The sequence below is a fragment of the Staphylococcus sp. Ze2 genome (genome assembly GCF_048568365.1).
GTDB lineage: Bacteria > Bacillota > Bacilli > Staphylococcales > Staphylococcaceae > Staphylococcus > Staphylococcus xylosus.
Map to the genome: position 1 here is coordinate 1182205 of NZ_CP183486.1, position 24071 is coordinate 1206275.

At 32.5% G+C, this 24071-nt stretch carries 26 protein-coding genes and 1 riboswitch; of the genes, 22 read left to right on the forward strand and 4 right to left on the reverse strand.

Annotation, left to right across the window (positions count from 1 at the left end; translation table 11 throughout):
* The first annotated feature begins 30 nt into the window (after positions 1–30).
* The 6 genes from atpG (at position 31) to fabZ (ending at position 5195) form a co-directional block, all read left to right on the forward strand.
* A complete protein-coding gene (gene atpG / locus ACM591_RS05270) occupies positions 31–897 on the forward strand; it encodes an ATP synthase F1 subunit gamma (RefSeq protein ID WP_017722093.1) in 867 nt (288 codons plus the stop codon).
* A 21-nt stretch (positions 898–918) separates the two neighbouring features.
* Positions 919–2331: a F0F1 ATP synthase subunit beta gene (atpD, locus tag ACM591_RS05275; protein WP_029377979.1), complete on the forward strand. Its 1413-nt coding sequence runs from the start codon at positions 919–921 to the stop codon at positions 2329–2331.
* 19 nt (positions 2332–2350) lie between these two features.
* Positions 2351–2755: a F0F1 ATP synthase subunit epsilon gene (locus tag ACM591_RS05280; protein WP_017722095.1), complete on the forward strand. Its 405-nt coding sequence runs from the start codon at positions 2351–2353 to the stop codon at positions 2753–2755.
* A gap of 339 nt (positions 2756–3094) precedes the next feature.
* A complete protein-coding gene (locus ACM591_RS05285) occupies positions 3095–3328 on the forward strand; it encodes a DUF1146 family protein (RefSeq protein WP_017722096.1) in 234 nt (77 codons plus the stop codon).
* Positions 3329–3434: 106 nt separating this feature from the next.
* Positions 3435–4700: a UDP-N-acetylglucosamine 1-carboxyvinyltransferase gene (gene murA, locus ACM591_RS05290; RefSeq protein ID WP_029377978.1), complete on the forward strand. Its 1266-nt coding sequence runs from the start codon at positions 3435–3437 to the stop codon at positions 4698–4700.
* A gap of 57 nt (positions 4701–4757) precedes the next feature.
* Positions 4758–5195, forward strand: coding sequence for a 3-hydroxyacyl-ACP dehydratase FabZ (gene fabZ, locus ACM591_RS05295; RefSeq protein WP_029377977.1), 438 nt, complete (start codon positions 4758–4760; stop codon positions 5193–5195).
* Between the two features lie 49 nt (positions 5196–5244).
* Here fabZ and ACM591_RS05300 read toward each other — a convergent pair whose 3' ends face one another.
* Positions 5245–5685: a YwpF-like family protein gene (locus ACM591_RS05300; RefSeq protein ID WP_017722099.1), complete on the reverse strand. Its 441-nt coding sequence runs from the start codon at positions 5683–5685 to the stop codon at positions 5245–5247.
* Between the two features lie 190 nt (positions 5686–5875).
* Between ACM591_RS05300 and ACM591_RS05305 the strand changes: the two genes are divergently transcribed.
* From ACM591_RS05305 to yidC, 7 genes are all read left to right on the forward strand, one after another.
* The gene (locus tag ACM591_RS05305) at positions 5876–6295 is read left to right on the forward strand and encodes a single-stranded DNA-binding protein (RefSeq protein ID WP_029377976.1); all 420 of its coding nucleotides are present in this window, start codon (positions 5876–5878) and stop codon (positions 6293–6295) included.
* Positions 6296–6721: 426 nt separating this feature from the next.
* A complete protein-coding gene (locus tag ACM591_RS05310) occupies positions 6722–7417 on the forward strand; it encodes a transglycosylase family protein (protein WP_326008537.1) in 696 nt (231 codons plus the stop codon).
* Positions 7418–7682: 265 nt separating this feature from the next.
* A riboswitch (TPP riboswitch) is annotated at positions 7683–7781 on the forward strand.
* Positions 7782–7858: 77 nt separating this feature from the next.
* The gene (gene tenA, locus ACM591_RS05315) at positions 7859–8539 is read left to right on the forward strand and encodes a thiaminase II (protein ID WP_042362325.1); all 681 of its coding nucleotides are present in this window, start codon (positions 7859–7861) and stop codon (positions 8537–8539) included.
* Position 8540: 1 nt separating this feature from the next.
* Positions 8541–9362, forward strand: a complete 822-nt coding sequence (thiD, locus tag ACM591_RS05320) for a bifunctional hydroxymethylpyrimidine kinase/phosphomethylpyrimidine kinase (protein ID WP_029377973.1) — start codon at positions 8541–8543, stop codon at positions 9360–9362.
* A complete protein-coding gene (thiM, locus tag ACM591_RS05325; protein WP_038678895.1) occupies positions 9355–10143 on the forward strand; it encodes a hydroxyethylthiazole kinase in 789 nt (262 codons plus the stop codon). Before thiD ends, thiM begins: the two co-directional genes overlap by 8 nt.
* A gap of 2 nt (positions 10144–10145) precedes the next feature.
* Positions 10146–10784, forward strand: coding sequence for a thiamine phosphate synthase (thiE, locus tag ACM591_RS05330; RefSeq protein ID WP_037557147.1), 639 nt, complete (start codon positions 10146–10148; stop codon positions 10782–10784).
* A gap of 87 nt (positions 10785–10871) precedes the next feature.
* Entirely contained in the window at positions 10872–11741 is an 870-nt protein-coding gene (gene yidC / locus ACM591_RS05335; RefSeq protein WP_029377970.1) for a membrane protein insertase YidC, read from the forward strand.
* 116 nt (positions 11742–11857) lie between these two features.
* Here yidC and ACM591_RS05340 read toward each other — a convergent pair whose 3' ends face one another.
* Complete coding sequence (locus ACM591_RS05340; protein ID WP_029377969.1) at positions 11858–12505, reverse strand: HD domain-containing protein; 648 nt, start codon at positions 12503–12505, stop codon at positions 11858–11860.
* A 112-nt stretch (positions 12506–12617) separates the two neighbouring features.
* Entirely contained in the window at positions 12618–14102 is a 1485-nt protein-coding gene (gene cls / locus ACM591_RS05345) for a cardiolipin synthase (RefSeq protein ID WP_069796650.1), read from the reverse strand.
* A 142-nt stretch (positions 14103–14244) separates the two neighbouring features.
* On the opposite strand from cls, the gene csoR reads away from it, so the two are divergent.
* The 3 genes from csoR (at position 14245) to ACM591_RS05360 (ending at position 15109) form a co-directional block, all read left to right on the forward strand.
* The gene (gene csoR, locus ACM591_RS05350; protein WP_029377967.1) at positions 14245–14538 is read left to right on the forward strand and encodes a copper-sensing transcriptional repressor CsoR; all 294 of its coding nucleotides are present in this window, start codon (positions 14245–14247) and stop codon (positions 14536–14538) included.
* A gap of 5 nt (positions 14539–14543) precedes the next feature.
* Positions 14544–14753 (forward strand): putative copper chaperone CsoZ, encoded by a 210-nt coding sequence (gene csoZ, locus ACM591_RS05355; RefSeq protein WP_306810357.1) that lies wholly within the window; start codon positions 14544–14546, stop codon positions 14751–14753.
* Between the two features lie 215 nt (positions 14754–14968).
* Positions 14969–15109: an Lmo0850 family protein gene (locus tag ACM591_RS05360; protein ID WP_099265859.1), complete on the forward strand. Its 141-nt coding sequence runs from the start codon at positions 14969–14971 to the stop codon at positions 15107–15109.
* Between the two features lie 279 nt (positions 15110–15388).
* On the opposite strand, the gene ACM591_RS05365 is transcribed toward ACM591_RS05360, so the two are convergent.
* A complete protein-coding gene (locus ACM591_RS05365; protein WP_058625514.1) occupies positions 15389–16594 on the reverse strand; it encodes an FtsW/RodA/SpoVE family cell cycle protein in 1206 nt (401 codons plus the stop codon).
* Between the two features lie 251 nt (positions 16595–16845).
* On the opposite strand from ACM591_RS05365, the gene ACM591_RS05370 reads away from it, so the two are divergent.
* From ACM591_RS05370 to ACM591_RS05395, 6 genes are all read left to right on the forward strand, one after another.
* Positions 16846–17916, forward strand: coding sequence for a D-alanine--D-alanine ligase (locus ACM591_RS05370; protein WP_038678888.1), 1071 nt, complete (start codon positions 16846–16848; stop codon positions 17914–17916).
* Positions 17917–17928: 12 nt separating this feature from the next.
* Positions 17929–19284, forward strand: a complete 1356-nt coding sequence (locus ACM591_RS05375) for a UDP-N-acetylmuramoyl-tripeptide--D-alanyl-D-alanine ligase (protein ID WP_099265860.1) — start codon at positions 17929–17931, stop codon at positions 19282–19284.
* A 581-nt stretch (positions 19285–19865) separates the two neighbouring features.
* Positions 19866–21392 carry a degradosome RNA helicase CshA gene (gene cshA, locus ACM591_RS05380; protein ID WP_029377962.1) on the forward strand — a complete coding sequence of 509 codons (1527 nt, stop codon included), beginning with the start codon at positions 19866–19868 and terminating at the stop codon, positions 21390–21392.
* Positions 21393–21582: 190 nt separating this feature from the next.
* Entirely contained in the window at positions 21583–22062 is a 480-nt protein-coding gene (locus tag ACM591_RS05385; RefSeq protein ID WP_029377961.1) for a PH domain-containing protein, read from the forward strand.
* Positions 22055–23563: a PH domain-containing protein gene (locus tag ACM591_RS05390; protein ID WP_418354442.1), complete on the forward strand. Its 1509-nt coding sequence runs from the start codon at positions 22055–22057 to the stop codon at positions 23561–23563. Before ACM591_RS05385 ends, ACM591_RS05390 begins: the two co-directional genes overlap by 8 nt.
* A complete protein-coding gene (locus ACM591_RS05395) occupies positions 23550–24041 on the forward strand; it encodes a PH domain-containing protein (RefSeq protein WP_029377959.1) in 492 nt (163 codons plus the stop codon). Before ACM591_RS05390 ends, ACM591_RS05395 begins: the two co-directional genes overlap by 14 nt.
* Positions 24042–24071 lie beyond the last annotated feature (30 nt).

The following is a 24071-nucleotide window of genomic DNA, read 5'->3' on the forward strand; positions in this document are numbered from 1 at the left end:
AGTTAAAGTTAAATAAAAGGTGGTGAGATAATGGGATCTCTTAAAGAGATTGATACACGTATAAAATCAACCAAAAAAATGAAACAGATTACGAAAGCAATGAACATGGTGTCAAGTTCGAAATTGCGTCGTGCTGAAAGTAATACAAAGCAGTTCAGACCTTATATGGAAAAAATGCAAGACGCTATTACTGCAGTAGCTGGTGCTGATAAAAATTCACATCATCCAATGTTGCAACAACGTGAAGTGAAGAAAAGTGGGTACTTAGTGATTACTAGTGATAAAGGCCTTGCAGGTGCATATAACGCAAATGTACTCAAGCACCTAGTGAAAGATATAGAGAGTAAACATGCTAGTAAGGATGAATACTCCATCTTAGTCTTAGGACAAACAGGTGTGGATTTCCTTAAAAACAAGGGATATGAAATTCATGAATCGCTTATAGATGTACCAGATCAACCTTCATTTAAAGAAGTACAAGCTATCGCTAAAAAAGCGATTGATTTGTATAGCGAAGAAGTTGTTGATGAGGTTAAAATTTATTTTAGTCATTTCGTTAGTGTATTAGAAAATACGCCTTCAACTAAAACTGTGCTTCCATTGTCTCCTGAAGATTCTAGTTTAGGACATGGTCAAATGTCTTCATATGAGTTTGAACCAGATAAAGAAGCGATATTAAGCGTTATTCTACCTCAATACGTAGAGAGTTTAATATATGGAACAATTTTAGATGCAAAAGCAAGTGAACATGCTACACGTATGACTGCAATGAAAAATGCTTCTGATAATGCGTCAGATATTATTGATGACTTATCAATACAATATAACAGAGCAAGACAAGCAGCGATAACTCAACAAATCACTGAAATCGTTGGTGGTTCAGTAGCGCTTGAATAATTATTAAAGGAGGAAAAAAACATGGGATTAGGCCGTGTAACACAAGTTATGGGTCCAGTAATTGATGTTCGTTTTGAACACAATGAAGTTCCAGAGATTAACAACGCCTTAGTACTTGATGTAGAAAGAGACGAAGGTACTGTTTCTCTTACATTAGAAGTCGCATTACAATTAGGCGACGATGTAGTTCGTACGATTGCAATGGATTCAACTGATGGTGTTAAACGTGGTACAGAAGTTCGAGATAGTGGTAGCAGTATTAGCGTGCCAGTTGGTGATGCTACACTAGGACGTGTATTTAACGTTTTAGGTGATACAATTGATTTAGATGATAAACTTGAAAGCTCCGTTAAACGTGATCCGATTCATAGAGAATCACCTGCTTTTGACCAATTATCAACAAAAGTTGAAATTTTAGAGACAGGTATCAAAGTAATTGATTTACTTGCACCATATATTAAAGGTGGTAAAATCGGTTTATTTGGTGGAGCCGGTGTAGGTAAAACGGTATTAATTCAAGAATTAATTAACAATATTGCTCAAGAACATGGTGGTATTTCAGTATTTGCTGGTGTAGGTGAACGTACACGTGAAGGTAATGACTTATACTATGAAATGAGCGATAGTGGTGTTATTAAGAAAACAGCCATGGTATTTGGTCAAATGAATGAGCCACCTGGTGCGCGTATGCGTGTTGCATTATCTGGTTTAACAATGGCAGAACATTTCCGTGATGTACAAGGCCAAGATGTTTTACTATTTATTGATAACATATTCAGATTTACACAAGCTGGTTCAGAAGTATCAGCGTTGTTAGGCCGTATGCCTTCAGCCGTTGGTTATCAACCAACACTTGCTACTGAAATGGGACAATTACAAGAACGTATCACATCAACTACAAAAGGTTCGGTTACTTCTATTCAAGCAGTATTCGTACCAGCCGATGACTATACTGACCCAGCGCCAGCTGCAGTATTTGCTCACTTAGATGCAACAACTAACTTAGAGCGTAAATTGACTGAAATGGGTATTTACCCAGCAGTTGACCCGTTAGCATCTACATCAAGAGCACTTGATCCAACAATTGTTGGTCAAGATCATTATGAAATAGCACGTGATGTACAATCTACATTACAAAAATATAGAGAATTACAAGATATCATTGCTATTTTAGGTATGGATGAATTATCTGAAGAAGATAAACAAACAGTTGAACGTGCACGTCGTATTCAGTTCTTCTTATCACAAAACTTCCACGTAGCTGAACAATTTACTGGTCAAAAAGGATCATATGTACCTGTTCAAAAAACTGTAGAAGGCTTCAAAGCAATTTTAGATGGCGAATATGATCATATTCCAGAAGATGCATTCCGTCTTGTAGGTAGTATGGAAGAAGTAATTGCCAAAGCTAAAGATATGGGTGTTGAAGTTTAAAAATTAGGAGGTATAGATAATGAACACATTAAGCCTAAATATTGTCACTCCTAATGGTTCTGTTTACGACCGAGAAGATGTTAATCTTGCAGTATTACAAACTACTGCAGGTGAGATTGGTGTCATGTATGGACATATTCCAACTGTTGCAGCACTTGAAATTGGCTATGTCAAAATAAATTTTGACGGTGGTTCAGAATATATTGCAGTGAGTGAAGGTTTTGTTGAAGTAAGACAAGATAAATTATCAATTATTGTACAAACTGCAGAACCTGCGAAAGAAATAGATGTTGCTAGAGCAGAATTAGCGAAATCTAGAGCAGAATCTCATTTGAATAATGAAGAAGATAGTAGCGATATTAATAGAGCTAAACGTGCTTTAGATCGTGCGAATAACCGTATTCGTGTTGCTAATTTACAATAAATTATTTGTTAAAGTTTCTTAAGTAGAAATGTCTTAAACTGTCGATAAAGTCACTGGCTTTGTCGACAGTTTTTTATGTTGTTAGTGAAACTGATCTTAATATCAAATAGGCGATACTATTCATTATACAATCAATAATATTATTTTAAGTGATAGACACTATAAACTATGCGTATTGTGAGCTGTCAATCTTTAGAAAGAATATGAATAATACGTTTGAAACGGGGAAAAGATATCATATAAGTAGTGAGAATACCTTAAACAGTATAGTTCTAAAGTATCATTTCGGTCATTTTTCATGTAAAATAAATGGACAGTGTAAAGCGAGGAGCATGACTTATGGAATATTTAGGACAATTTTCGATTGTACATCTTATCTTACATGTTATTTGTATTTGTATTGCTTATTGGGCACTAAATGCAGTAAGATTAGAGCAGTTTTTTAAAAAAGGATTTCCTATGCAAGTTCAAATTTGCATGATTTTCTTAGCAATTTTGTTAGGCACTGCTGTAAGTAATTTTATTGTGGATTTATTACAATTTTCAACGCAAATAAAATATTTGGCACAATAATTCAAATACTTGTATATTTTTTTGAATTATAGATATAATTAATAAGAGTAATTAATGGTAAAAATATTAAAACGAAATATATAAGTAGTTAAGTGGAGGATTTAAGATGGATATGATAGAAATCAACGGTGGAAGTAGATTAACTGGAGAAGTCAAAGTTTCAGGTGCAAAAAATGCAGTATTACCAGTATTAACTGCTTCGCTATTAGCATCAAGAGGTGTCAGTAAACTTATGAATGTGCCTGCATTAAGTGATGTAGAAACAATTAATAATGTTATTTCAACATTAAATGCAGACGTTTCTTATAATAAAGAAGAAGAATCTGTTACAGTAGATGCAACAAAGCAACTAAATGAAGAAGCACCATACGAATACGTTAGTAAAATGAGAGCAAGTATTCTTGTTATGGGGCCTTTATTGGCACGTTTAGGTCATGCAAAGGTTGCCTTACCAGGTGGGTGTGCAATTGGTTCAAGACCTATCGAACAACATATTAAAGGTTTTGAAGAATTAGGCGCAGACATTCACATGGATGGCGGTTTTATTTATGCTAGTACTGAAAATGGTTTGAAAGGAACAACAATTCATTTAGATTTTCCTAGTGTAGGCGCTACACAAAATATAATCATGGCAGCATCTTTAGCAGAGGGTAAAACAGTATTAGAAAATGTTGCTCGCGAACCTGAAATCGTTGATTTAGCTAATTACATAAATGAAATGGGAGGAAATGTTGTTGGTGCAGGAACGGATACAATTATCATACATGGTGTAGATGAGTTACATGGTGTTGAACATGCCATCATTCCTGATAGAATTGAAGCCGGCACATTGCTAATTGCTGGTGCAATTACACGTGGTGACGTTTTAGTAAATGGTGCGATCAAAGAGCATATGACAAGTTTAGTATATAAATTAGAAGAAATGGGTGTTAATTTAGACTATCAAGATGATGCGATTCGAGTAACTGTTGAAGATAAACTTAAACCAGTAGATATCAAAACATTACCACACCCTGGTTTTCCTACAGACATGCAATCTCAAATGATGGCGTTATTACTTACAGCTGAAGGTCATAAAGTAGTTACTGAAACAGTATTCGAAAATAGATTTATGCACGTAGGAGAATTTAAGCGTATGAATGCTAAAATCACAGTTGAAGGTAGAAGCGCTAAAATAGAAGGTAAAAGTGAGCTACAAGGAGCACAAGTAAAAGCAACAGACTTACGTGCCGCAGCTGCATTGATTTTAGCTGGTTTAGTAGCAGATGGCAAAACTCAAGTTACTGAACTAAAACATTTAGACAGAGGTTATGTTGATTTACATGGTAAGTTAAGTGCATTAGGTGCAGATATTAGACGTGTAAACAATTAAAATCTAGCTACAATAATTTATAAATTGCAACGGAAGAAGATTTGGAGGAAGTTAACAATGGAAACAATTTTTGATTACAATGAAATAAAAGAAATTATACCACATAGACAACCTTTTTTATTAATCGATCGTGTGGTTGAATACGAAGCGGGTGAACGTTGCGTCGCAATTAAACAAGTTTCTGGTAATGAACCATTTTTCCAAGGTCATTTTCCTGATTACGCCGTTATGCCTGGCGTATTGATAACAGAAGCGCTGGCTCAAACAGGTGCTGTAGCTATCTTAAATAGTGAAGGAAATAAAGGGAAACTAGCACTATTTGCAGGTATAGATAAATGTAGATTTAAGAAACAAGTAACTCCTGGTGACACATTAAAACTAGAAGTTGAAATTACTAAAATGCGTGGACCAATTGGTAAAGGTAATGCCAAGGCTACAGTAGATGGTCAATTGGCTTGTAGTTGTGAATTAACATTTGCCATTCAAGATAAATAAGTAAAAGCCTCAAGGATTAGGTGTATCATACACCAGCCTTGAGGCTTTTTTATTTTTCTATTTTTTCATCTTTTAGACGTGGTTTCGATTGCATCATTCGATTAAATGATTTTTTTAGTTCTTCACCAGTTAATCCTTCATCAATTAACTGTTCTAATAAGCTTTCTGCATAAACTTGTCTAAGAGTATAAATGTGACATTCAAAAACGACAGAAATAGAATGTTCAAGTTTACTGATGTTTTTTATAGTTGCATCAAAAAGTGCCGGATCATTTGCAGGACGTGTGATGACCACACGTATATCTAATAATGTTTCATCTTCCATATATGTTTTCATTGTTTCATAATGAAAGTCTGATATAACAATTTCTAATAACCAGCCAGTGCCACTATTTTCTTTATTGATTATAACGCCATCTTCTAATTCGTATTCAGTGACGCCGCCACTTTCTGATACGATTTGAAATCGAACAGCTTTAAATGATTTCATCGTTCTCACATCCATTTAATAAATTTAAATTCTACAATTATTTCATTTATACAATCATTATAACGTAATTTTAAATAGTAAAGGTGAATTTTGTAGAATTTAGTGTGAATTCACTTTTAAATTCTAGTATTAATGCATTTTGACCTGCGATTTGAAAATGATTAGTATAAAGTTACAAAGGAGGTGACATATGATTAACAACATTGTCATAGTAGGGAGATTAACCAAAGACCCTAAAATTTATGAAAAGGAAGGGAATAAATTAGCTACAATGTGTGTAGCGATAACAAGAAATTATAAAGATAAGGATCAAAATACTATTTGTGATTATCTCTATTGTAAGGCAGTTGGTAAAATAGCTAATAATATCGAACTATATTTAAATAAAGGATCACTTGTGGGTATCACTGGTCAAATGCAATCACGAAAATATGAAAAAGAAGGGCAGATGCATTTTGTATCGGAACTTTTTATTGAAACGATTAGATTTATGTCTCCGAGAAGCAAAGATGAAGTTAATGAATTTCATGAAATATTCCCTATAGAGCAAGTTTGTAATTCTAATAAAGAAAAAAATTTACAAGATAATGAAATATATGAAATTGTATAATACTCCCAATTTAAACCTACCTCAAAATTAACCCACCCAAATCTATATACATTAAATCCTACTATCAATTATACTTCTTCAGGCTATTCCTCTTAATGTAAGTGAAAAAGAGGGATAGCTTTTTAAATATAAAAATAATTTTTGAGAAATGAAAAAGTAAAATAGAAGATTCTATTATCCAGAATAGTCAGATAAATTACAATTATATTACATGTCATATAACGATTTAATATTCTAAAAAACTTTCACAGTGGTATTTAAACAGAATGAAATTAATTTAAAAATATATTTATATGTAATTTAATCGTAAAGAAAGGGCAGTTTTTTTCACTTCACTGTAACCTACAAGGATTTTATGAATGTTATAGTTGTAATTGCAAATTAATCATAAATAACTTATTTATCTTATAGGAGGATTTTTTTACAATGAAAAAAACAGTAATCGCATCAACTTTAGCAGTAGGACTTGGAGTAACAGGATTTGCAACAGGAAATTCAGCTGACGCTGCTGAACAAGGTGTAGACAAAGCACAATTAGCACAACAAGCACTAACTAATCCAGAATCATTAAATGAAGCACCAGTTCAAGAAGGTGCATATGACATTAATTTCACATACAATAATACAGACTTTAACTTTTCTTCAGACGGTGAAAACTTTAGCTGGAGCTATGGGGAAGGTTCTAGCGAAGAATCAAACACACCAGTAGAAGAAACTACAAATAATAATGTACAAGAAGAGCAAGCTCAAACTACAACAGAGCAACCAGCACAAGAAGCAGCACCTCAAGAAGAAACAACACAACAACCGCAACAAGAAGCAACTTCACAACCTTCAACTACTTCAAACGAATCAAGTTCAAATGAAGCTTCAGAAGGTTCATCAGGTATAAATGCACACTTACAACAAATTGCGCAACGTGAATCAGGTGGCGATATTCATGCTACAAACCCATCATCAGGTGCTTCAGGTAAGTTCCAATTCTTACAAAGTACATGGGATTCAGTAGCACCAGCTCAATATCAAGGTCAACCAGCTGGTAATGCACCAGAAGCAGTACAAGACGCTGCAGCTCAAAAATTATATGATGAAGTTGGCCCTTCACAATGGGTAACTGCATAATATAATAGTAACTTAATATAGTGAATGATTAGAGTCCGCGACATAACTAGATGTCGCGGACTTTTTTATCGTAAAGATAACATACTAATGAAATAATAAAGTTAAATATTAATGTGATTTCGAAAATAGTCATATTCGTAGGAGATAAACTAATCTAATGAAATCTTTTTAACTAAATTTGATTTCTATGTCCTTAGTTTATATATAAACCATTTTATTGCAATAGCTGGCTTACTTTGATATCTTTTAGATAAATACAATATATAAAATCTACTAGGGGAGCCTTTTGGCTGAGATGATTTACGTCAGACCCTTACAACCTGATTTGGTTAATGCCAACGTAGGAAAGTAGTTTAATTATAGTTAAATTGCTATACCTTTCTATTAATTAACTACATTCCTAGTTGGAATGTAGTTTTTTAATTTATAGGAGGAAATCATTTGTTATTTTCAGAAATGTTAAAAAAAGAGTCACAATATATCATCAATGATATTTACGAGGATCCATTTATTCAAGGGATGTTGCACGGTGATTTATCAATTAATGCCACAAAGTTTTATTTACGTGCCGACGCATCGTATCTAAAAGAATTCGCTAATATATATGCATTGCTAATTCCAAAAATGAATAAATTAGAAGACGTGAAATTTTTAGTAGATCAAATTCAGTTTATTGTAGATGGTGAAGTAGAGGCACATGAAATCTTGGCTGAATATGTTGGAGAAAATTATGATGATATTGTAAGTGAAAAAGTCTGGCCACCAAGTGGTGATCATTATATTAAGCACATGTATTTTAATGCGTATGCAAAAGAAAATGCAGCATATACGATTGCTGCAATGGCGCCTTGTCCTTATGTTTACCAAGCGATTGCACAACGTGCGTTAGAAGATAATCAATTAAATAGAGATTCGATATTAGCAAAATGGTTCGATTTTTACAGTACTGAAATGGATGAACTGGTCGATGTATTTGATAAATTATTGAATAAACTAACTGAAGCATGTACAGTTGATGAAAAGTATGAAATAAAAATGTGTTTTTTACAAAGTACAATTCATGAACGTAATTTCTTTAATATGTCATATATAGAAGAAGATTGGTTATATGGAGGGGAATAAAATGAAGAAACCGAAAATTGCTTTGACTATTGCAGGCACCGACCCAACTGGTGGCGCCGGTGTTATGGCAGATTTAAAATCTTTTCATGCGTGTGGCGTATATGGGATGGCCACTATAACGAGTATTGTAGCTCAAAATACAAAAGGCGTACAACACATCCATAATTTAGAAACTCAATGGTTATCTGAACAACTTAGCAGTGTTTTTGATGATGAGTTACCACATGCAATTAAAACGGGTATGATTGCATCAAAAGATATGATGAAAGTTATTCAAGCGTATTTAGAAACGTATCCAGATATACCATACGTTATAGATCCAGTTATGCTAGCAAAAAGTGGAGACTCACTGATGGATGATGATGCTAAAAAGGATTTACAGAATATTTTATTACCATTGGCTACAGTCGCAACGCCTAATTTACCTGAAGCAGAAGAAATCACTGGATTGACTATAGATAATGAAGCATCTATTTATAAAGCCGGTGAAATTTTCATAAATGAAATTGGTAGTAAAGGTGTTGTGATTAAAGGTGGGCATGCTGAAGATTTAGATAAAGCTAAAGACTACTTATTCACGAAGGAAAATGTTTATACTTTTGAAGATCCACGTTATGAAACAAAACACACACATGGTACAGGATGTACATTTTCAGCAGTCATCACTGCGGAACTCGCCAAAGGTAAATCAATTTTTGAAGCGGTCAAAAAAGCTAAAGCCTTTATTTCATTAAGTATCAAATACACACCTGAAATAGGTCAGGGTAGAGGACCAGTAAACCATTTTGCATATATGAAGAAAGTAGGTTTAGATGATGAATAGCTTGAATCAATTAAGAGAAAATAATCCGTTAGTTATTTGTTATACGAATGATGTTGTAAAGAATTTTACAGCCAATGGCTTATTGAGCTTAGGCGCAAGTCCAGCTATGAGCGAAGCACCGGAAGAAGCGATGGATATGCTTACTTATGCAAATGCACTACTAATAAATATTGGTACACTGACGAAAGCAAGAGAAATAGATATATTAAAGATTGCTAAAACGGCAAATCAAATAGGAACGCCCATTGTTTTTGACCCTGTAGCGGTAGGAGCGTCTCAATATCGAAAAGATTTCTGCGCAACTTTTTTGAAAGAAATTGATGTTGCTGTAATCAAAGGTAATGCATCAGAATTATTAGCATTGATGGATGCAGATACAACAATGAAAGGGACAGATAGTGACCAAGATTTGGATGCAATTACTATTGCTAAAAATGCATATAAACAATTTGATACAGCAATAGCCATAACAGGAGAAACAGATATTGTGATTCAAGACAATAAAATGTATAAATTATCTAATGGCTCACCATTATTAGCAAAAGTGACAGGCGCTGGATGTCTGTTAGGTGCAGTTATAGCGAGTTTTTTAAATCAAGATAAAAAAGTGACTGTAGATAGGTTAATAGATGCTATTTCAATTTATAATATAGCTTCAGAACAAGCTGAACAAAATTCAAAAAATAATGGACCTGGCTCATTTATGATTGAATTACTAAATGCACTTTATCACATTCAATACGATGACTATTTAACATTGAGTAACAGGCAAGAGGTGTAATTATGTTCGATAAAGATAGTTTGAAAGTTTATTTTATATGCGGTACTCAAGATATACCAGTATCGAAATCGATAAAAGAGGTTGTGAAAACAGCCTTAGATTCAGGTATCACTATGTTTCAATATAGAGAAAAGGGTGATGGTTCTTTAACTGGAAATGATAAGGTGGAAATGGCACAACAATTATTAGAACTTTGTCACAGTTATAATGTACCTTTTATTGTAAATGATGATGTAACACTAGCTGAAAATATAAATGCTGATGGAATTCACGTAGGGCAAAATGATATGAAAGTTACGGAGTTTGCCCAAAAATTTAAAAATAAAATTATTGGTCTAAGTATTAGTGATATTAAGGAATATGAGCAATCTGATTTAACTTATGTTGATTATATCGGTGTTGGTCCGATGTACGCCACTAATTCTAAACAGGATGCAAACTCCCCAGTTGGTCCTGAAATGATACCTAAGTTAAGAAGTTATATTGAGGATTTCCCAATCGTTGCAATAGGCGGAATTACTGTCGATAATACAGAAGAAATAATCCAAGCTGGAGCGAACGGTGTATCAATCATTTCTGCAATAAGTAAAAGTGACAATATAAGTAAGACAGTAAGACAATTTTTACAAAATGTTGATTAAAGTATAAAAATTTCTTTTTTTGTTTTCTACTTCCCTCCTAATATGATAAAATAAATTCTATGTGAATATATCATTAGAGGTGGAAAAATGAAGAAGAAAGCGCTACTCCCTTTATTATTAGGTGTAATGGTCTTTTTAGCAGGCTGTGACTATTCAAAACCTGGAAATAGAGATGGATTTTTCTATAATACGTTCGTAGAACCAATGGATAAAGTTATACATTGGTTAGGAACTAGTTTTAATAACGACTATGGTTTAGCAATCATAGTACTTGTATTGGCGATTCGTGTAGTATTATTGCCATTCATGTTATCAAACTATAAAAACAGTCACATGATGCGTGAAAAAATGAAGGTTGCAAAACCGGATATTGATGCTATTCAAGAAAAGGTTAAACGTTCGCGTACGCAAGAAGAGAAGATGGCAGCAAACCAAGAAATGATGGAAGTTTATAAAAAATATGATATGAACCCTATGAAGAGCATGTTAGGTTGTTTACCGATTTTAATCCAAATGCCGATTATTATGGGATTATTCTTCGTATTAAAATACCCTTCAAGCGGTGGTTTCACTGAACACCCTAACTTCTTATGGTTTAACTTAGCAAAACCAGATATTTGGATTACAATTATTGCAGGTATTTTATACTTCTTACAAGCATATGTATCAAGTAAGAGTATGCCAAATGAACAACGTCAAATGGGTTATATGATGATGGTCATCTCACCTATAATGATTGTGTGGATTGCATTAAGCTCTGCATCTGCTTTAGGTCTATATTGGTCAGTTAGTGCGGCGTTCTTGATTGTACAAACACAAGTAGCAAATATGTATTACTCAAAACTTGCTAAAAAAGAAGTGGCACCGATGATTGAAGCAATGGAGAAAAATAAAGCAGAATCAACTGGTAAAGGTAAAAACACACAAGTAGTATCTAAGAAAAACAAAAAAAAATAAAATAAACACCAAGAGTTAAATTTCTAGATATAAGAAGAATCCCGAACTGATAATTAAATCAGTTCGGGATTCTTTTTGGTTCGAAAGTTTTTGATTATTTAAATTTAATGTTACAACTAGCAATACCATTCATTAAAAAATTGTTCAACGAATTGTTGCATATATTGATGTCGCTCTTGTGCAATTTGTTTGGCAGTAGTTGTATGCATTAAATCTTTAAGTTTAAATAATTTTTCATAAAAATGTTTTATAGCAGAAGGGGACCATTCGCTATAAAGAGATGTATCGACTTCGTTAATATTCTTTGTATCATGTTCTTTCCACATAGATTCTTTAAAATGACCGGAAAATTGAAAAGTTCTAGCAATACCAATAGCACCAATTGCATCTAGTCTATCAGCATCACGTACAATTTGGCCTTCGATAGATAATGATACAAGGTTGTTTTGCCCATTTTTATAACTGATATTCTCGATAATATATAAGATATGTTGTAACTGTTCGGGAGCTAATTGTAAGTTTGTTAGAAAGCTTTTCAAGTTTTGTAATGCTTTTTGAGTATTTGTAAGTTTTGTATCAACGGTGTCATGTAACAAACTTGCTAGTTGAATTGTTAACAAATCTCCTGCTTGTTCTTGTTTTGAGATGTATGTTGCCATTTTAACAACTCTATTAACATGAGCAATGTCATGGCCAGTCGCATCATTTTTATGAAAGTGAGTCATGTATTCATTTGCCTGATTAAGTATGTTTATATGATTCAAAATAAAATCACCTCTAAAGTTGTATATTGGTAATGATAAATATATGTTATTTATAAAAATAAAGGTCTAAGTAGTTTAACATCATAAACATTATCTTAGACCTCATAGCATACTATAATATTGGAGATAATAATCTAGAAATGCCTTCTTTAAATTTAATCCATAAGCTTCGCTGTTTGTAAATCTCTTGCGTTAATCTATAAGATACTTCCAAGTCTTTTTCGAAAGCTAATCTTAATTCTTTAGCTATGTGTGTATCATAAATAAAGGCATTAATTTCAAAGTTCAATGTAAAGCTACGATGATCCATATTTGTAGTCCCTACACTTGCAATTTCATCATCAATTACTAATGTTTTTGAATGTAAGAACCCATTATTATAATGGAATATATTTACACCAGCATCTAATAAAGAGGCAACGTTATTGTAGGTCGCCCAATATACGAATGGGTGATCAGGTTTATTTGGAATCATAATACTTACATCAACACCGCCAAGTGCTGCAATTTTTATTGCATCTAAAAATGACTGATCAGGAATAAAGTAAGGAGATTGAATATAGATAGATTGTTTTGCTGAAGCAATCATTTTTAAATAACCATATTTAATTTGTTCCCACGTTTCATCTGGACCACTAGATGCTATTTGTACACCTATGGTACCACCAGAATCTACGTCCGGAAAATAGCGGTCAGCGTATTTGAGATTATCACGTGTAGCTTGCGAGTTCCAATCTAGCATGAAACGTAACTGTAAGGCGTTGACAGCATCACCAACAATACGCAAATGTGTATCTCTCCAATAACCAAACTTTTTCTTCTTACCTAAATATTCTTCACCCACGTTGAAACCACCCACATAACCGATATGACCATCAATAATAACAATCTTTCTGTGATTTCGATTATTCATTCTAAGGTTGATTAGTGGTAGTTTAGAAGGGAAGAACGCTTCTACTTGACCACCGTTTTTCCTGAAAAATTTAAAATCTTTCAGTGAAAGACCTCTAGAACCCATATCATCATAGAGCATTTTAACTTCAATACCTTGTTCAAGCTTTTGTTCGAGCGCGTTCAAGATGCGTTCGCCAAGCGAATCATTTCTGAAAATATAGTATTGAATATGGATATAGTCGGTTGCTTCATCTATATCTTTAAGAAGAGAATCAAATTTTTCTTTACCATCAGTAAAAATTTTGATTTCATTATCTGTTGTTAAGAAAGCAGCATTATTATATAACAACATTTGAACCATATCTTTAAACTTTACGATTTGATGATTGCCTTTAGAAAAATCATCATTTTTTAAGGCTTCTAGTTGTTCGCTTACAATCATTTCAATTCCGATTTTATCTTCTTCATCTAATGAGAAGATGTGATCGCGCTGAATTTGTCTTCCAACAAATAGGTAAATAATAAAACCTAAGATGGGAATTAACACAAGGACTAAGAGCCAAGCCCAAATCGAACCAGCTGATCTTCGTTCCATAAAAATAATTGTAAACGCAAAGACAAGGTTTAATATAAATGCAGTAATCAAAATGATATTAATCACCACATTAGTATAATTGAGCGACATTGAAAATATATCTATCATATTAAACCTCCAAAATACAATTAATTAATTTTTAACTAGTGAAAGTCCTAACTATTGTAACATGTTCATACTGTTTTATCACTTGACTAATACCTTATAGGGGTATACGATATGAGTGATATACGTAGGAGGTGTTGAGAAAGTGACAGAAATACAAAAAGCGCATCATTCAGACCAAATAAAATCAAATTTGAAATCAAGACTAAATAGAATAGAAGGGCAAGTGCGAGCAATAAACCGTATGGTAGATGAAGATGTTTATTGTGACGATGTACTTACTCAAATTAGAGCGACACGTTCTGCACTAAATAGCGTAGCAACTAAATTGTTGGATCATCATATGAAAAGTTGCATCATGGATAAAGTGGAAAAAGGTCAACAAGAAGAAGCAATGGAAGAATTATTAGTAACTTTTCAAAAATTAATGAAGGATTAGGCAAGGTGACAAAAGTGCAATCAAAAGTAATTTACGTCTCAGATATTAATTCAGAACGACAATATCAAATAAAACAACGATTAATGAATGTTATAGGTGTACACAATGTTGCTATAGATATTGACAAAGGAGAAATACTTGTCGATTTTGAAACACCTGCGAGTTTAAATAATTTGGAAAAAGAAATTTATGATCTTGGATATCAAATATTTTAATAAATTCAAAAATGAATTATATTACAATTTGAGTATGAATACCCTTTAATATAGATGTGAAATGTAAAAAAACGAATAAAAACTAAAATTCAAATGGAATTTCACAATAAAAGTCACAATTTTTTGAAGTGATTTAAAAAAATTGAATATAATGTGGTATTTTTTATTTAAAAGGGGTAAGATATAGTAGAAGCTAGAAATTTAGGGGTGATGATATGAATAAAGATAACGAAAAAATTCAAAACGTAGTTAAACTATTATCATCATTAGGGGTAAACATAAAGAAAACCAAATCACGATTAGAAGTTATGCATACTCTACCATCTACTGTGAAAACCGCTAACGAATTGAAATAGTCAAGTTACCCAATGAAGTGATTGGAGCCAATGGTTCTAGTCGCTTTTTTACTTTTCACTGTATGAAACAGGACTGATACAAAAATCAGTCCTGTTTTTTTGATATAAAATATTATGTTACTCTCTCTTATTGATATTTACACATAAAATAACACCCCTAAAAGATAGATTTTAGGGGTGTATACCAGTGTCTAAGGACATCAATTTTTTAATACCAATCTACCTCGATGTTCTGTTTTATATAGACGTAACATTGTATAACGAAGGTATTAATGATAATCAATTCTTTGATCGCGTTAGTTGCGTTGTTGTTGAGTATTGTTTGGGCTGGTGATAAGTAAACGATAATATAACTCCGATTCCACACATTAAGCTCCACAACGAACTACCACCGTAACTGATAAATGGCAACGGTATACCTGTTATTGGCAATAACTGAATTGTCATACCAATATTTTGTAATACGTGGAATAAAACAAGGGTTGCATAACCAATAATAAATAATTTACTGAAGGGTAATTCGAATTTCGTAGCAAGCCTAACTAAATGGAATATAAAGGCTAAGAAAACTAATATTAAAATAACAGAGCCGATAAATCCAAATTCTTCACCAATAACGGAAAAGATAAAGTCTGTATGATTTTCTGGAATATAAACTTCACCATGATTAAATCCTTTACCAACTAGTTGACCTGATCCAATGGCTTTAAGTGATTCAGTTAAATGATAACCGTCACCACTGCTGTATGTGTAAGGATCAAGCCAAGAATTAATACGTCCCATTTGATAAGTTTTGATACCGAAACTATTTTCAATTAGGGAAGGCTTGTAAATGATTGAAAGGATGATGCTTGATCCTAAGGCGATTCCTGCAATAAATACAGGTGCTAAAATCTTCCAAGAAATACCACTTACAACGATAACCCCTACTATTATTGCACAAAGTACTAACATCGTTCCTAAATCATTTTGTAATAAGATAAGACCCATTGGTATTACTGAAATGCCTGCAATTTTTAATAATAGTTTGAAATCAGTTTCTAATGATTTGTTAAAGGTAAATTGATTATGTCTAGAAACTAATTTTGCAAGTGCTAGTATGAGTACAATTTTCATGAATTCTGAAGGCTGTACACTTAGTGGTCCTAATTTATACCAACTTTTAGCCCCGTTAATAATAGGTGTGATAGGTGTTTCTGGAATAATAATGAGTATAAATAAGGCTGCACAAAGTAAAAAATACAACAAGTATGTATATTTCATTAATTTCTTAGGTGATACGAGCATAATTAAACATGCAATTAAACCACCTAACACATAATATAAAATCTGTCTTATGCTAAAGTTGGCACTGTATTGTCCGCCACCCATAGCTGAGTTAATAATTGTGACGCTAATTATTGCTAATAATACGAGGATACCTATTAAAACCCAGTCAATCCGCCGTATCCAATGGTTATTTTTTAATTGACGTGAAATTCTCATTTCTTACCCCTTTAAACTACTTAGATTTCTCAATATTTGTATTATACTTAGATTTTACCGAACTTTAGCATATTTTGCTAGAATGAGGGTGCATTATTTAGAAAATTATAATTATTATGATACTGTAAAACATTAAAAATATAGTCGAGATATCTTTAGAAAATAAATGCTTTTTATACTACTAAACAAATGCAAAAAATTATAAAATCGTGATATGATGTAGTTTAAGAATTGTATATGGAGGCTAAAATATGGCTAAAGAAAATGTATGTATCGTATACGGAGGAAAAAGTGCAGAACACGATGTTTCAATATTAACAGCACAAAATGTTTTAAATGCTATTGATAAAGCACAATATCAAGTAGACATTATTTACATAACAAATGATGGTGCGTGGAAAAAGAAAGAAAATATCGTAGACACTATAAATGATATAGACACTTTACGTTTAACAGAAGTTGAAGCAGGAGAAATTTCACAGTTGCTTAACGTAGGTAGTACTGGAAATCCTTATAGTGCAGTTTTCCCTGTATTGCATGGGCCAAATGGTGAGGATGGTACAATACAAGGTTTATTTGAAGTATTGGATATACCATATGTAGGGAATGGCGTTTTAGCTGCCTCAAGCTCAATGGATAAATTAGTAATGAAACAACTTTTTGCACATAGAGGCTTACCTCAATTGCCATATGTGAGTTTTTTAAGAAGTGAGTATCATAAATATGAAGGTAATATATTAAAATTGGTACATGATAAATTAGAATATCCAGTATTTGTTAAACCAGCTAACTTAGGATCAAGTGTAGGAATTAGTAAATGTAATAATGAAGAAGAATTAAAAGTTGGTATTGAAGAAGCATTTCAGTTTGACCGTAAGTTAGTTATTGAACAAGGTATTGATGCTAGAGAAATTGAAGTTGCTGTATTAGGCAATGATTATCCGGAAACAACTTGGCCCGGTGAAGTCGTTAAAGACGTCGCTTTCTATGATTACAAATCAAAATACAAAGATGGAAAGATTAGTTTAGAAATTCCAGCTGACTTAGATGAAGAAGTTCAAATGACTTTAAGAAATATGGCGATTGAAGCATTTAAAGCAACTGACTGTTCCGGCTTATTACGTGCCGATTTCTTTGTTACTGAAGATAATCAAATTTTTATAAATGAGACAAACGCTATGCCAGGATTTACTGCGTTTAGTATGTATCCTAGTCTTTGGGAAAATATGGGTGTATCTTATGCAGATTTAATTAAAAAATTAATTGAATTAGCTAAAGAAAAACACAATGATAAAAAGCAAAATAAATACAAAATTGATTGAGGCGGATAAATTATGATTGAGGTAACGTTAGAACAAATTCAAGAATGGATTCCTTGTGAAATTGATAATGAGTATATGGATCAAGCTATACAAGGTGTTTCTATTGATTCACGCGATATTAAAAGTCAAAACTTATTTATTCCGTTTAAAGGTGAACACGTTGATGGTCATAAATATGTAGCACAAGCATTAAAAGATGGTGCGGGTGCTTCATTTTATCAAAAAGGTACGCCGTTAGATGAAAATGTCGATGGCCCAATTATATGGGTTGAAGATACATTAACAGCTCTACAACAACTTGCAAAAGCTTATTTAGAGTTTGTGAATCCTCAAGTTATTGCAGTCACAGGATCAAATGGTAAAACTACTACTAAAGATATGATCGAAAGTGTACTAAAACCACAATTTAAAGTTAAGAAGACACAGGGCAATTATAATAATGAAATTGGTATGCCATTAACAATTTTAGAATTGGATATAGATACTGAAATATCAATTCTTGAAATGGGGATGTCAGGTTTTCATGAAATTGAATTTTTATCAAATTTGGCAGAACCTAATATTGCAGTAATAACTAATATTGGTGAGTCACATATGCAAGATTTAGGTTCTAGAGAAGGTATTGCGAGAGCTAAATCTGAAATTACAATAGGCCTAAAATCAGGTGGCTTGTTTATCTATGATGGTGACGAACCGTTATTAGAACCTTATGTAAATCAATTGTCTAATGTAGATTTAGTGAGTATAGGTAAAAATGCTACTAATTCACTTGTGAGTCAAATTGAGTCGATTAACGATGATGGTATTGCATTTACTATTAATGAAAAAGAACGATTTGAGCTTCCAATATTAGGTGAGCATAATATGAAAAATGCTTCGATTGCAATTGCAGTAGGCAAGAGAATGAATTTGAGTTACGACACAATTTTTAATAATTTACGTGAAGTACAATTGACTGGTATGAGAATGCAACAATATCATACTTCAGATAATTCGTTAGTAATCAATGATGCTTATAATGCAAGTCCTACAAGTATGAAAGCAGCTATAGATACCTTGACAGTGATGACTGGTAGAAAAATACTTGTATTAGGCGATGTATTAGAGTTAGGTCCTAATAGTCAAGTGATGCATGAACAGGTTGGAGAGTATTTAAATGGTAAAGACATTGATACCTTATTTACATTTGGTGAGGAATCACACTATATCAGTAATGTAGGTAAACAGTATGTAAATCATATGGAGCATTTTGAGGATAAACAAAAGTTAATTGAAACTATAAAAACATATATACAACCAGAAGATAAAGTTTTAATAAAAGGTTCAAGAGGGATGAAATTAGAAGAAGTCGTTGAAGCATTAATCTAAGAAAACTGATATCAAATAGCAGTTGTGGTAGTGAAGGTTAATCCATACTATTAGGATTTTTGTTTTCAAATATGAGACATATCTAAATACACAAGACCGAGGCTTAAAATGTCTCGGTCTTTACTATGCTCTGACACATGGGATTATTGTATATTGCTAAATGAGATCAATATACAAAGATAAAATTGCTTTTATACTTTTAAGTCAATAATGCATTCTTAAAATTAAATATAGGAATTTATTATAATATTCTAAGGATGTAAAAAAGTTTAAATTAATATATTTAAGGCAAAAGGTAGTTGCACTTTCAAACTATAATAATCTGACAATTAACCGAATAAAAAAATTAACAAAAATTTTTCATAAGTTAAAACACATGTTGGGAAATAAATTTAAACGCTTACAACCTATGTTTTACAAGGTTTATTGTGATTACAGTTACAATCAATACATATGATATAGCTTATTTAATCAAATTTGGTTTATTGCGATTATATACTTGAGGTGGTACTATAAAGAAGTTGAAGAAACTTAAGTGAACATATATGTATAGAAATACAGATAAATAAAGGAGAATTATATTGCAAAATTTTAAAGAATTAGGGATCTCAGATAAGATGGCAGAAACCCTACAATCCATGGGGTTCGATGAGGCCACTCCTATACAAAAAGAGAGTATCCCTCTTGCCTTAGAAGGCAAAGATGTTCTTGGTCAAGCACAGACTGGTACAGGTAAAACAGGTGCATTTGGTATTCCATTAATTGAAAAAGTGGCAGACCAAGAAGGCGTTCAATCATTAATCCTTGCACCAACAAGAGAATTAGCAATGCAAGTTGCTGAATCACTTAAATCATTTGCTAAAGGGCAAAATGTACAAGTAGTTACAGTATTTGGTGGTATGCCAATCGACCGTCAAATCAAAGCGCTTAAAAAAGGACCACAAATCGTAGTAGGTACACCAGGCCGAGTGATTGATCACTTAAACCGCCGTACATTAAAAACAACTGATATTCATACGTTAATTTTAGATGAAGCGGATGAAATGATGAACATGGGATTCATCGATGATATGAAATTTATCATGGATAAAATACCTGCTGAACAACGTCAAACTATGTTGTTCTCAGCAACTATGCCTAAAGCAATTCAAACATTAGTACAACAATTCATGAAATCACCTGTCATTGTTAAAACAATGAACAACGAAACTTCTGATCCACAAATCGAAGAATTTTATACTATTGTAAAAGAATTAGAAAAATTCGATACATTCACTAGCTTTTTAGATGTACATCAACCAGAATTAGCTATTGTATTTGGTCGTACAAAACGTCGTGTTGATGAGTTAACAAGTGCGTTAATTTCAAAAGGATACAAAGCTGAAGGTTTACATGGTGATATTACACAAGCAAAACGTTTAGAAGTATTGAAAAAATTCAAAAATGACCAATTAGACATTTTAGTTGCGACAGATGTTGCAGCAAGAGGATTAGATATTTCAGGCGTAAGTCATGTTTATAACTTCGATATTCCTCAAGATACTGAAAGTTATACACACAGAATTGGACGTACTGGTCGTGCTGGTAAAAAAGGCGTAGCGATTACATTTGTTAACCCAATTGAAATGGATTATATCCGTCAAATTGAACAAGCAAATAAACGTCAAATGACAGCTTTAAGACCACCACACCGTAAAGAAGTGCTTAAAGCTCGTGAAAATGACATCAAAGGTAAAGTTCAAAACTGGATGTCTAGAGACAGTGAACCTAGATTACAACGTATTGCTACTGAGTTAATTGAAGAATATAATGATGTGAATTTAGTTGCAGCATTATTACAAGAGTTAGTTGAATCTAATGATGATGTTGATGTTCAATTAACATTTGAAAAACCATTATCTCGCGGCAAAGGTCGTCAAGGCAAAGGTGGACCAAAACGTGGTGGTGGAAATCACAAACGTGGCGGTGGCAAATTCGACAACAAAAATCGTCGTTCAGGTAAAGGCGGATTCAACAACAAGAAGAAAAATGATAGACCTTCTTCAGACAGAAACAACAATAAGAAATCATCAATGAAAGGTCGCACATTTGCTGACCATAAAAAATAAATAATAATTTATCATATATGAAATTTAGGTTTAATCATCCCAATTATTTGGGGTGATTTTTTTGTTTTTAAACATAAATTATACATTGGTATTGCCATATAGTTTAATAGATATTTACGGCATTAGGGGAGTGAAGCGTGTAATAACCATATGTTATAATGAGTTGAAATCTCAATAGAGGAGTGTGCATATGTCGAGCGAACAACTATTTAAGAGAAGTCCTAGCCAAGCATTAACTTACTATTATATAAGTGAAGGACTATCATTTATAGTTAATATCATTATAGCAATCGTATTAATGTTTTTGTGGAGCCATTTCGATTGGTGGCATTTTATATTTTATTTAATTTGTGCATTTATTTTATTTGATATTGTGTATGCTGTCCTAAAACCTTGGATTACTTATCGGTATACGTATTTTAGAATTATGGAAAATTATATAGAAATTAAATTTGATTTCTTTTTTAAAACGCAAAAAATTGTGAAACTTGAACGTACTCAATTTACTGAACGAAAAAATAATCCCATCTTAAAGAAGCTTGGTTTGGCTAGAGTATCTTTAGTTACAGCAGGTCATCGGGTGAGCTTTCCGTTATTATCGATTGAAGACTCAAAAGCATTTGAATCCATGACACTCGATTATTTGAGAGGGGCTGATTTTGATGTATAAACCTCAAAAACTTCATCCTATTTCATATTTAACAGGTATTATTGAAGCAATTAAGCAAAATATCTTTTTGATTATTATTTTTCTAGTGTTTAACATTAGAGATTTTGATTTCACTAATATTTATGCTTATATTTTTCCAGGTATCGTAAGTTTATTTTTTATTATTTCTTTTATAACTCAAGTTCTAAAAGTTTATAATACACGCTATTGGATAGAAAATGATCATTTTGTCTTAGCTACTGGCATATTTACCAAAGAAAGAAAAGAGTTAAATATCCGGCGTATTCAAACACTAGATACATCACAAGGTATTATCAATCAATTGGTTGGTGGTGTGAAATTACAAATCAAAACTCCGAGTGATGGTGTTGATTTAGATACAGTATCAAGATCACAAAGTGAAAAGATACAACGAGCCTTGAGAGATAAGCAAAAAGATTTAATTAAAAATAGTGAAGAATCGCAAACTGAGATGGAAGTCACGATAGAAGATGGCTATAATACTGAAGTGACCAATCAATCAATACACTTATATAAATTAAATTTTAAAGAATTACTATTTATGGCACTGACTAGCGGTGCTATAGGTGTTGCATTTGCTGCAGTATCACCTATTATTGGTAGTTTGTCGAACGTAATTCCGTGGAATTGGTTAACAGATGAATTTGCTCAAATATCAGAAGCAATTTTCGTGATCGTGCTTATGATGGTTGCAATGGTTGTAGCAATAAGTTATATAGTAGGGACACTTATCGTGATCATACGCAATTTTAATTATACTGTGACGCAAAATGAAAATCAGTTGAATATTAAATATGGTCTTTTTAATGTGAAAAGCATTACTGTTCCTACAGATAGAGTGCAAGCAATTGTTGAAAAACAATCCTTTTTAAGAAAATTATTTGGCTATACATCGATTCATTTTGTAATTACGAGTGACATGAATAGCAATGATAAAGATGATGTGTCACTAGATGGTAATGTTATGATTCTTCCATTTATTAAACGAGATAAGGGCTATGCAATTATTAAAGATTTAATTCCTAGCATGTCGTTTGAAAAGGCAGAACAAGGTATGCCTTGGCGTGGTTTTCACAGACATTTTTGGAAAGAGTCAATGGTCCTTATCATTGTTGCTGCTATCATAAATTATTTTTGGGAGCCATGGGTATTCTTAATCGCCGGAATAATAATACTTCTATTAATCATACATAGTTATCTTGTTGTTAAGTATTCCGGTTTGAAACTACGAAATGATGAACTCGTAGTACGGAATGTAACTCTGTTTGGATTCAGAAACTCATATTTTAAGCATAATAAAATACTGGGGATGGAGATAAAGCGCAATCCGTTTCTTATTAAAAGTAATTTAGGGAATTTCGATTTTATTATTGCAAAAGCTGCGGGGAATGAAGTAATAGGTCTTGATTTTAATCCGCAGCAGCATGTACAAATGCTTAGGAATTGGTATTTGAGAGGTGAAAACGATGGAGAACTATAATAATATGCATGAATCGGGAAAGACCGTCATGCGTCTCTCTGCAATTATTACTGCTGTTATTTTTATAATAGTATTAACTATATTTAGCGTGGTCAACCACATATGGCTTGAATGGATTGATAAAGAACCCATGAAATGGATTTTATTTATTGGAGTAGGTATAGCGTTTATATACTTAATTTTAAACGTTATATTTATTCCTATCTATAGATATAAAATTTTCAAGTATAGTATAGATGACCACGTAGTTACAGTGAGAAATGGCCTGTGGTTTGTGTCAGTATTAAAAGTTCCGTTATTTAGAATACAAAATGTAGATACACATGAAGGGCTTTTAATGAGAAAATACAAATTAGCAAATTTAACATTATCTACTGCTGGTGGAAATATAAATATTAAGTTTATAAATAAAACAACTGCTACAAAGTTGAAACAACAAATTAAATACGTTAATAAAGACAAAAATCCGTCATACTAAATAATAATTATGTATTTATAAGTAAGAGGA

What these genes read in the sequence shown, in the direction of transcription:
- ACM591_RS05395 (WP_029377959.1), top strand. Translation starts at nt 23,550, where the DNA reads ATGGAGAACTATAATAATATGCATGAATCGGGAAAGACCGTCATGCGT.
- ACM591_RS05360 (WP_099265859.1), top strand. Translation starts at nt 14,969, where the DNA reads ATGAATAAAGATAACGAAAAAATTCAAAACGTAGTTAAACTATTATCA.
- ACM591_RS05390 (WP_418354442.1), top strand. Translation starts at nt 22,055, where the DNA reads ATGTATAAACCTCAAAAACTTCATCCTATTTCATATTTAACAGGTATT.
- ACM591_RS05285 (WP_017722096.1), top strand. Translation starts at nt 3,095, where the DNA reads ATGGAATATTTAGGACAATTTTCGATTGTACATCTTATCTTACATGTT.
- ACM591_RS05375 (WP_099265860.1), top strand. Translation starts at nt 17,929, where the DNA reads ATGATTGAGGTAACGTTAGAACAAATTCAAGAATGGATTCCTTGTGAA.
- ACM591_RS05385 (WP_029377961.1), top strand. Translation starts at nt 21,583, where the DNA reads ATGTCGAGCGAACAACTATTTAAGAGAAGTCCTAGCCAAGCATTAACT.
- murA (WP_029377978.1), top strand. Translation starts at nt 3,435, where the DNA reads ATGGATATGATAGAAATCAACGGTGGAAGTAGATTAACTGGAGAAGTC.
- ACM591_RS05300 (WP_017722099.1), bottom strand. Translation starts at nt 5,685, where the DNA reads ATGAAATCATTTAAAGCTGTTCGATTTCAAATCGTATCAGAAAGTGGC.
- thiE (WP_037557147.1), top strand. Translation starts at nt 10,146, where the DNA reads ATGTTCGATAAAGATAGTTTGAAAGTTTATTTTATATGCGGTACTCAA.
- ACM591_RS05280 (WP_017722095.1), top strand. Translation starts at nt 2,351, where the DNA reads ATGAACACATTAAGCCTAAATATTGTCACTCCTAATGGTTCTGTTTAC.
- fabZ (WP_029377977.1), top strand. Translation starts at nt 4,758, where the DNA reads ATGGAAACAATTTTTGATTACAATGAAATAAAAGAAATTATACCACAT.
- cls (WP_069796650.1), bottom strand. Translation starts at nt 14,102, where the DNA reads ATGATAGATATATTTTCAATGTCGCTCAATTATACTAATGTGGTGATT.
- thiM (WP_038678895.1), top strand. Translation starts at nt 9,355, where the DNA reads ATGAATAGCTTGAATCAATTAAGAGAAAATAATCCGTTAGTTATTTGT.
- thiD (WP_029377973.1), top strand. Translation starts at nt 8,541, where the DNA reads ATGAAGAAACCGAAAATTGCTTTGACTATTGCAGGCACCGACCCAACT.
- ACM591_RS05305 (WP_029377976.1), top strand. Translation starts at nt 5,876, where the DNA reads ATGATTAACAACATTGTCATAGTAGGGAGATTAACCAAAGACCCTAAA.
- ACM591_RS05310 (WP_326008537.1), top strand. Translation starts at nt 6,722, where the DNA reads ATGAAAAAAACAGTAATCGCATCAACTTTAGCAGTAGGACTTGGAGTA.
- yidC (WP_029377970.1), top strand. Translation starts at nt 10,872, where the DNA reads ATGAAGAAGAAAGCGCTACTCCCTTTATTATTAGGTGTAATGGTCTTT.
- atpG (WP_017722093.1), top strand. Translation starts at nt 31, where the DNA reads ATGGGATCTCTTAAAGAGATTGATACACGTATAAAATCAACCAAAAAA.
- atpD (WP_029377979.1), top strand. Translation starts at nt 919, where the DNA reads ATGGGATTAGGCCGTGTAACACAAGTTATGGGTCCAGTAATTGATGTT.
- ACM591_RS05365 (WP_058625514.1), bottom strand. Translation starts at nt 16,594, where the DNA reads ATGAGAATTTCACGTCAATTAAAAAATAACCATTGGATACGGCGGATT.
- ACM591_RS05370 (WP_038678888.1), top strand. Translation starts at nt 16,846, where the DNA reads ATGGCTAAAGAAAATGTATGTATCGTATACGGAGGAAAAAGTGCAGAA.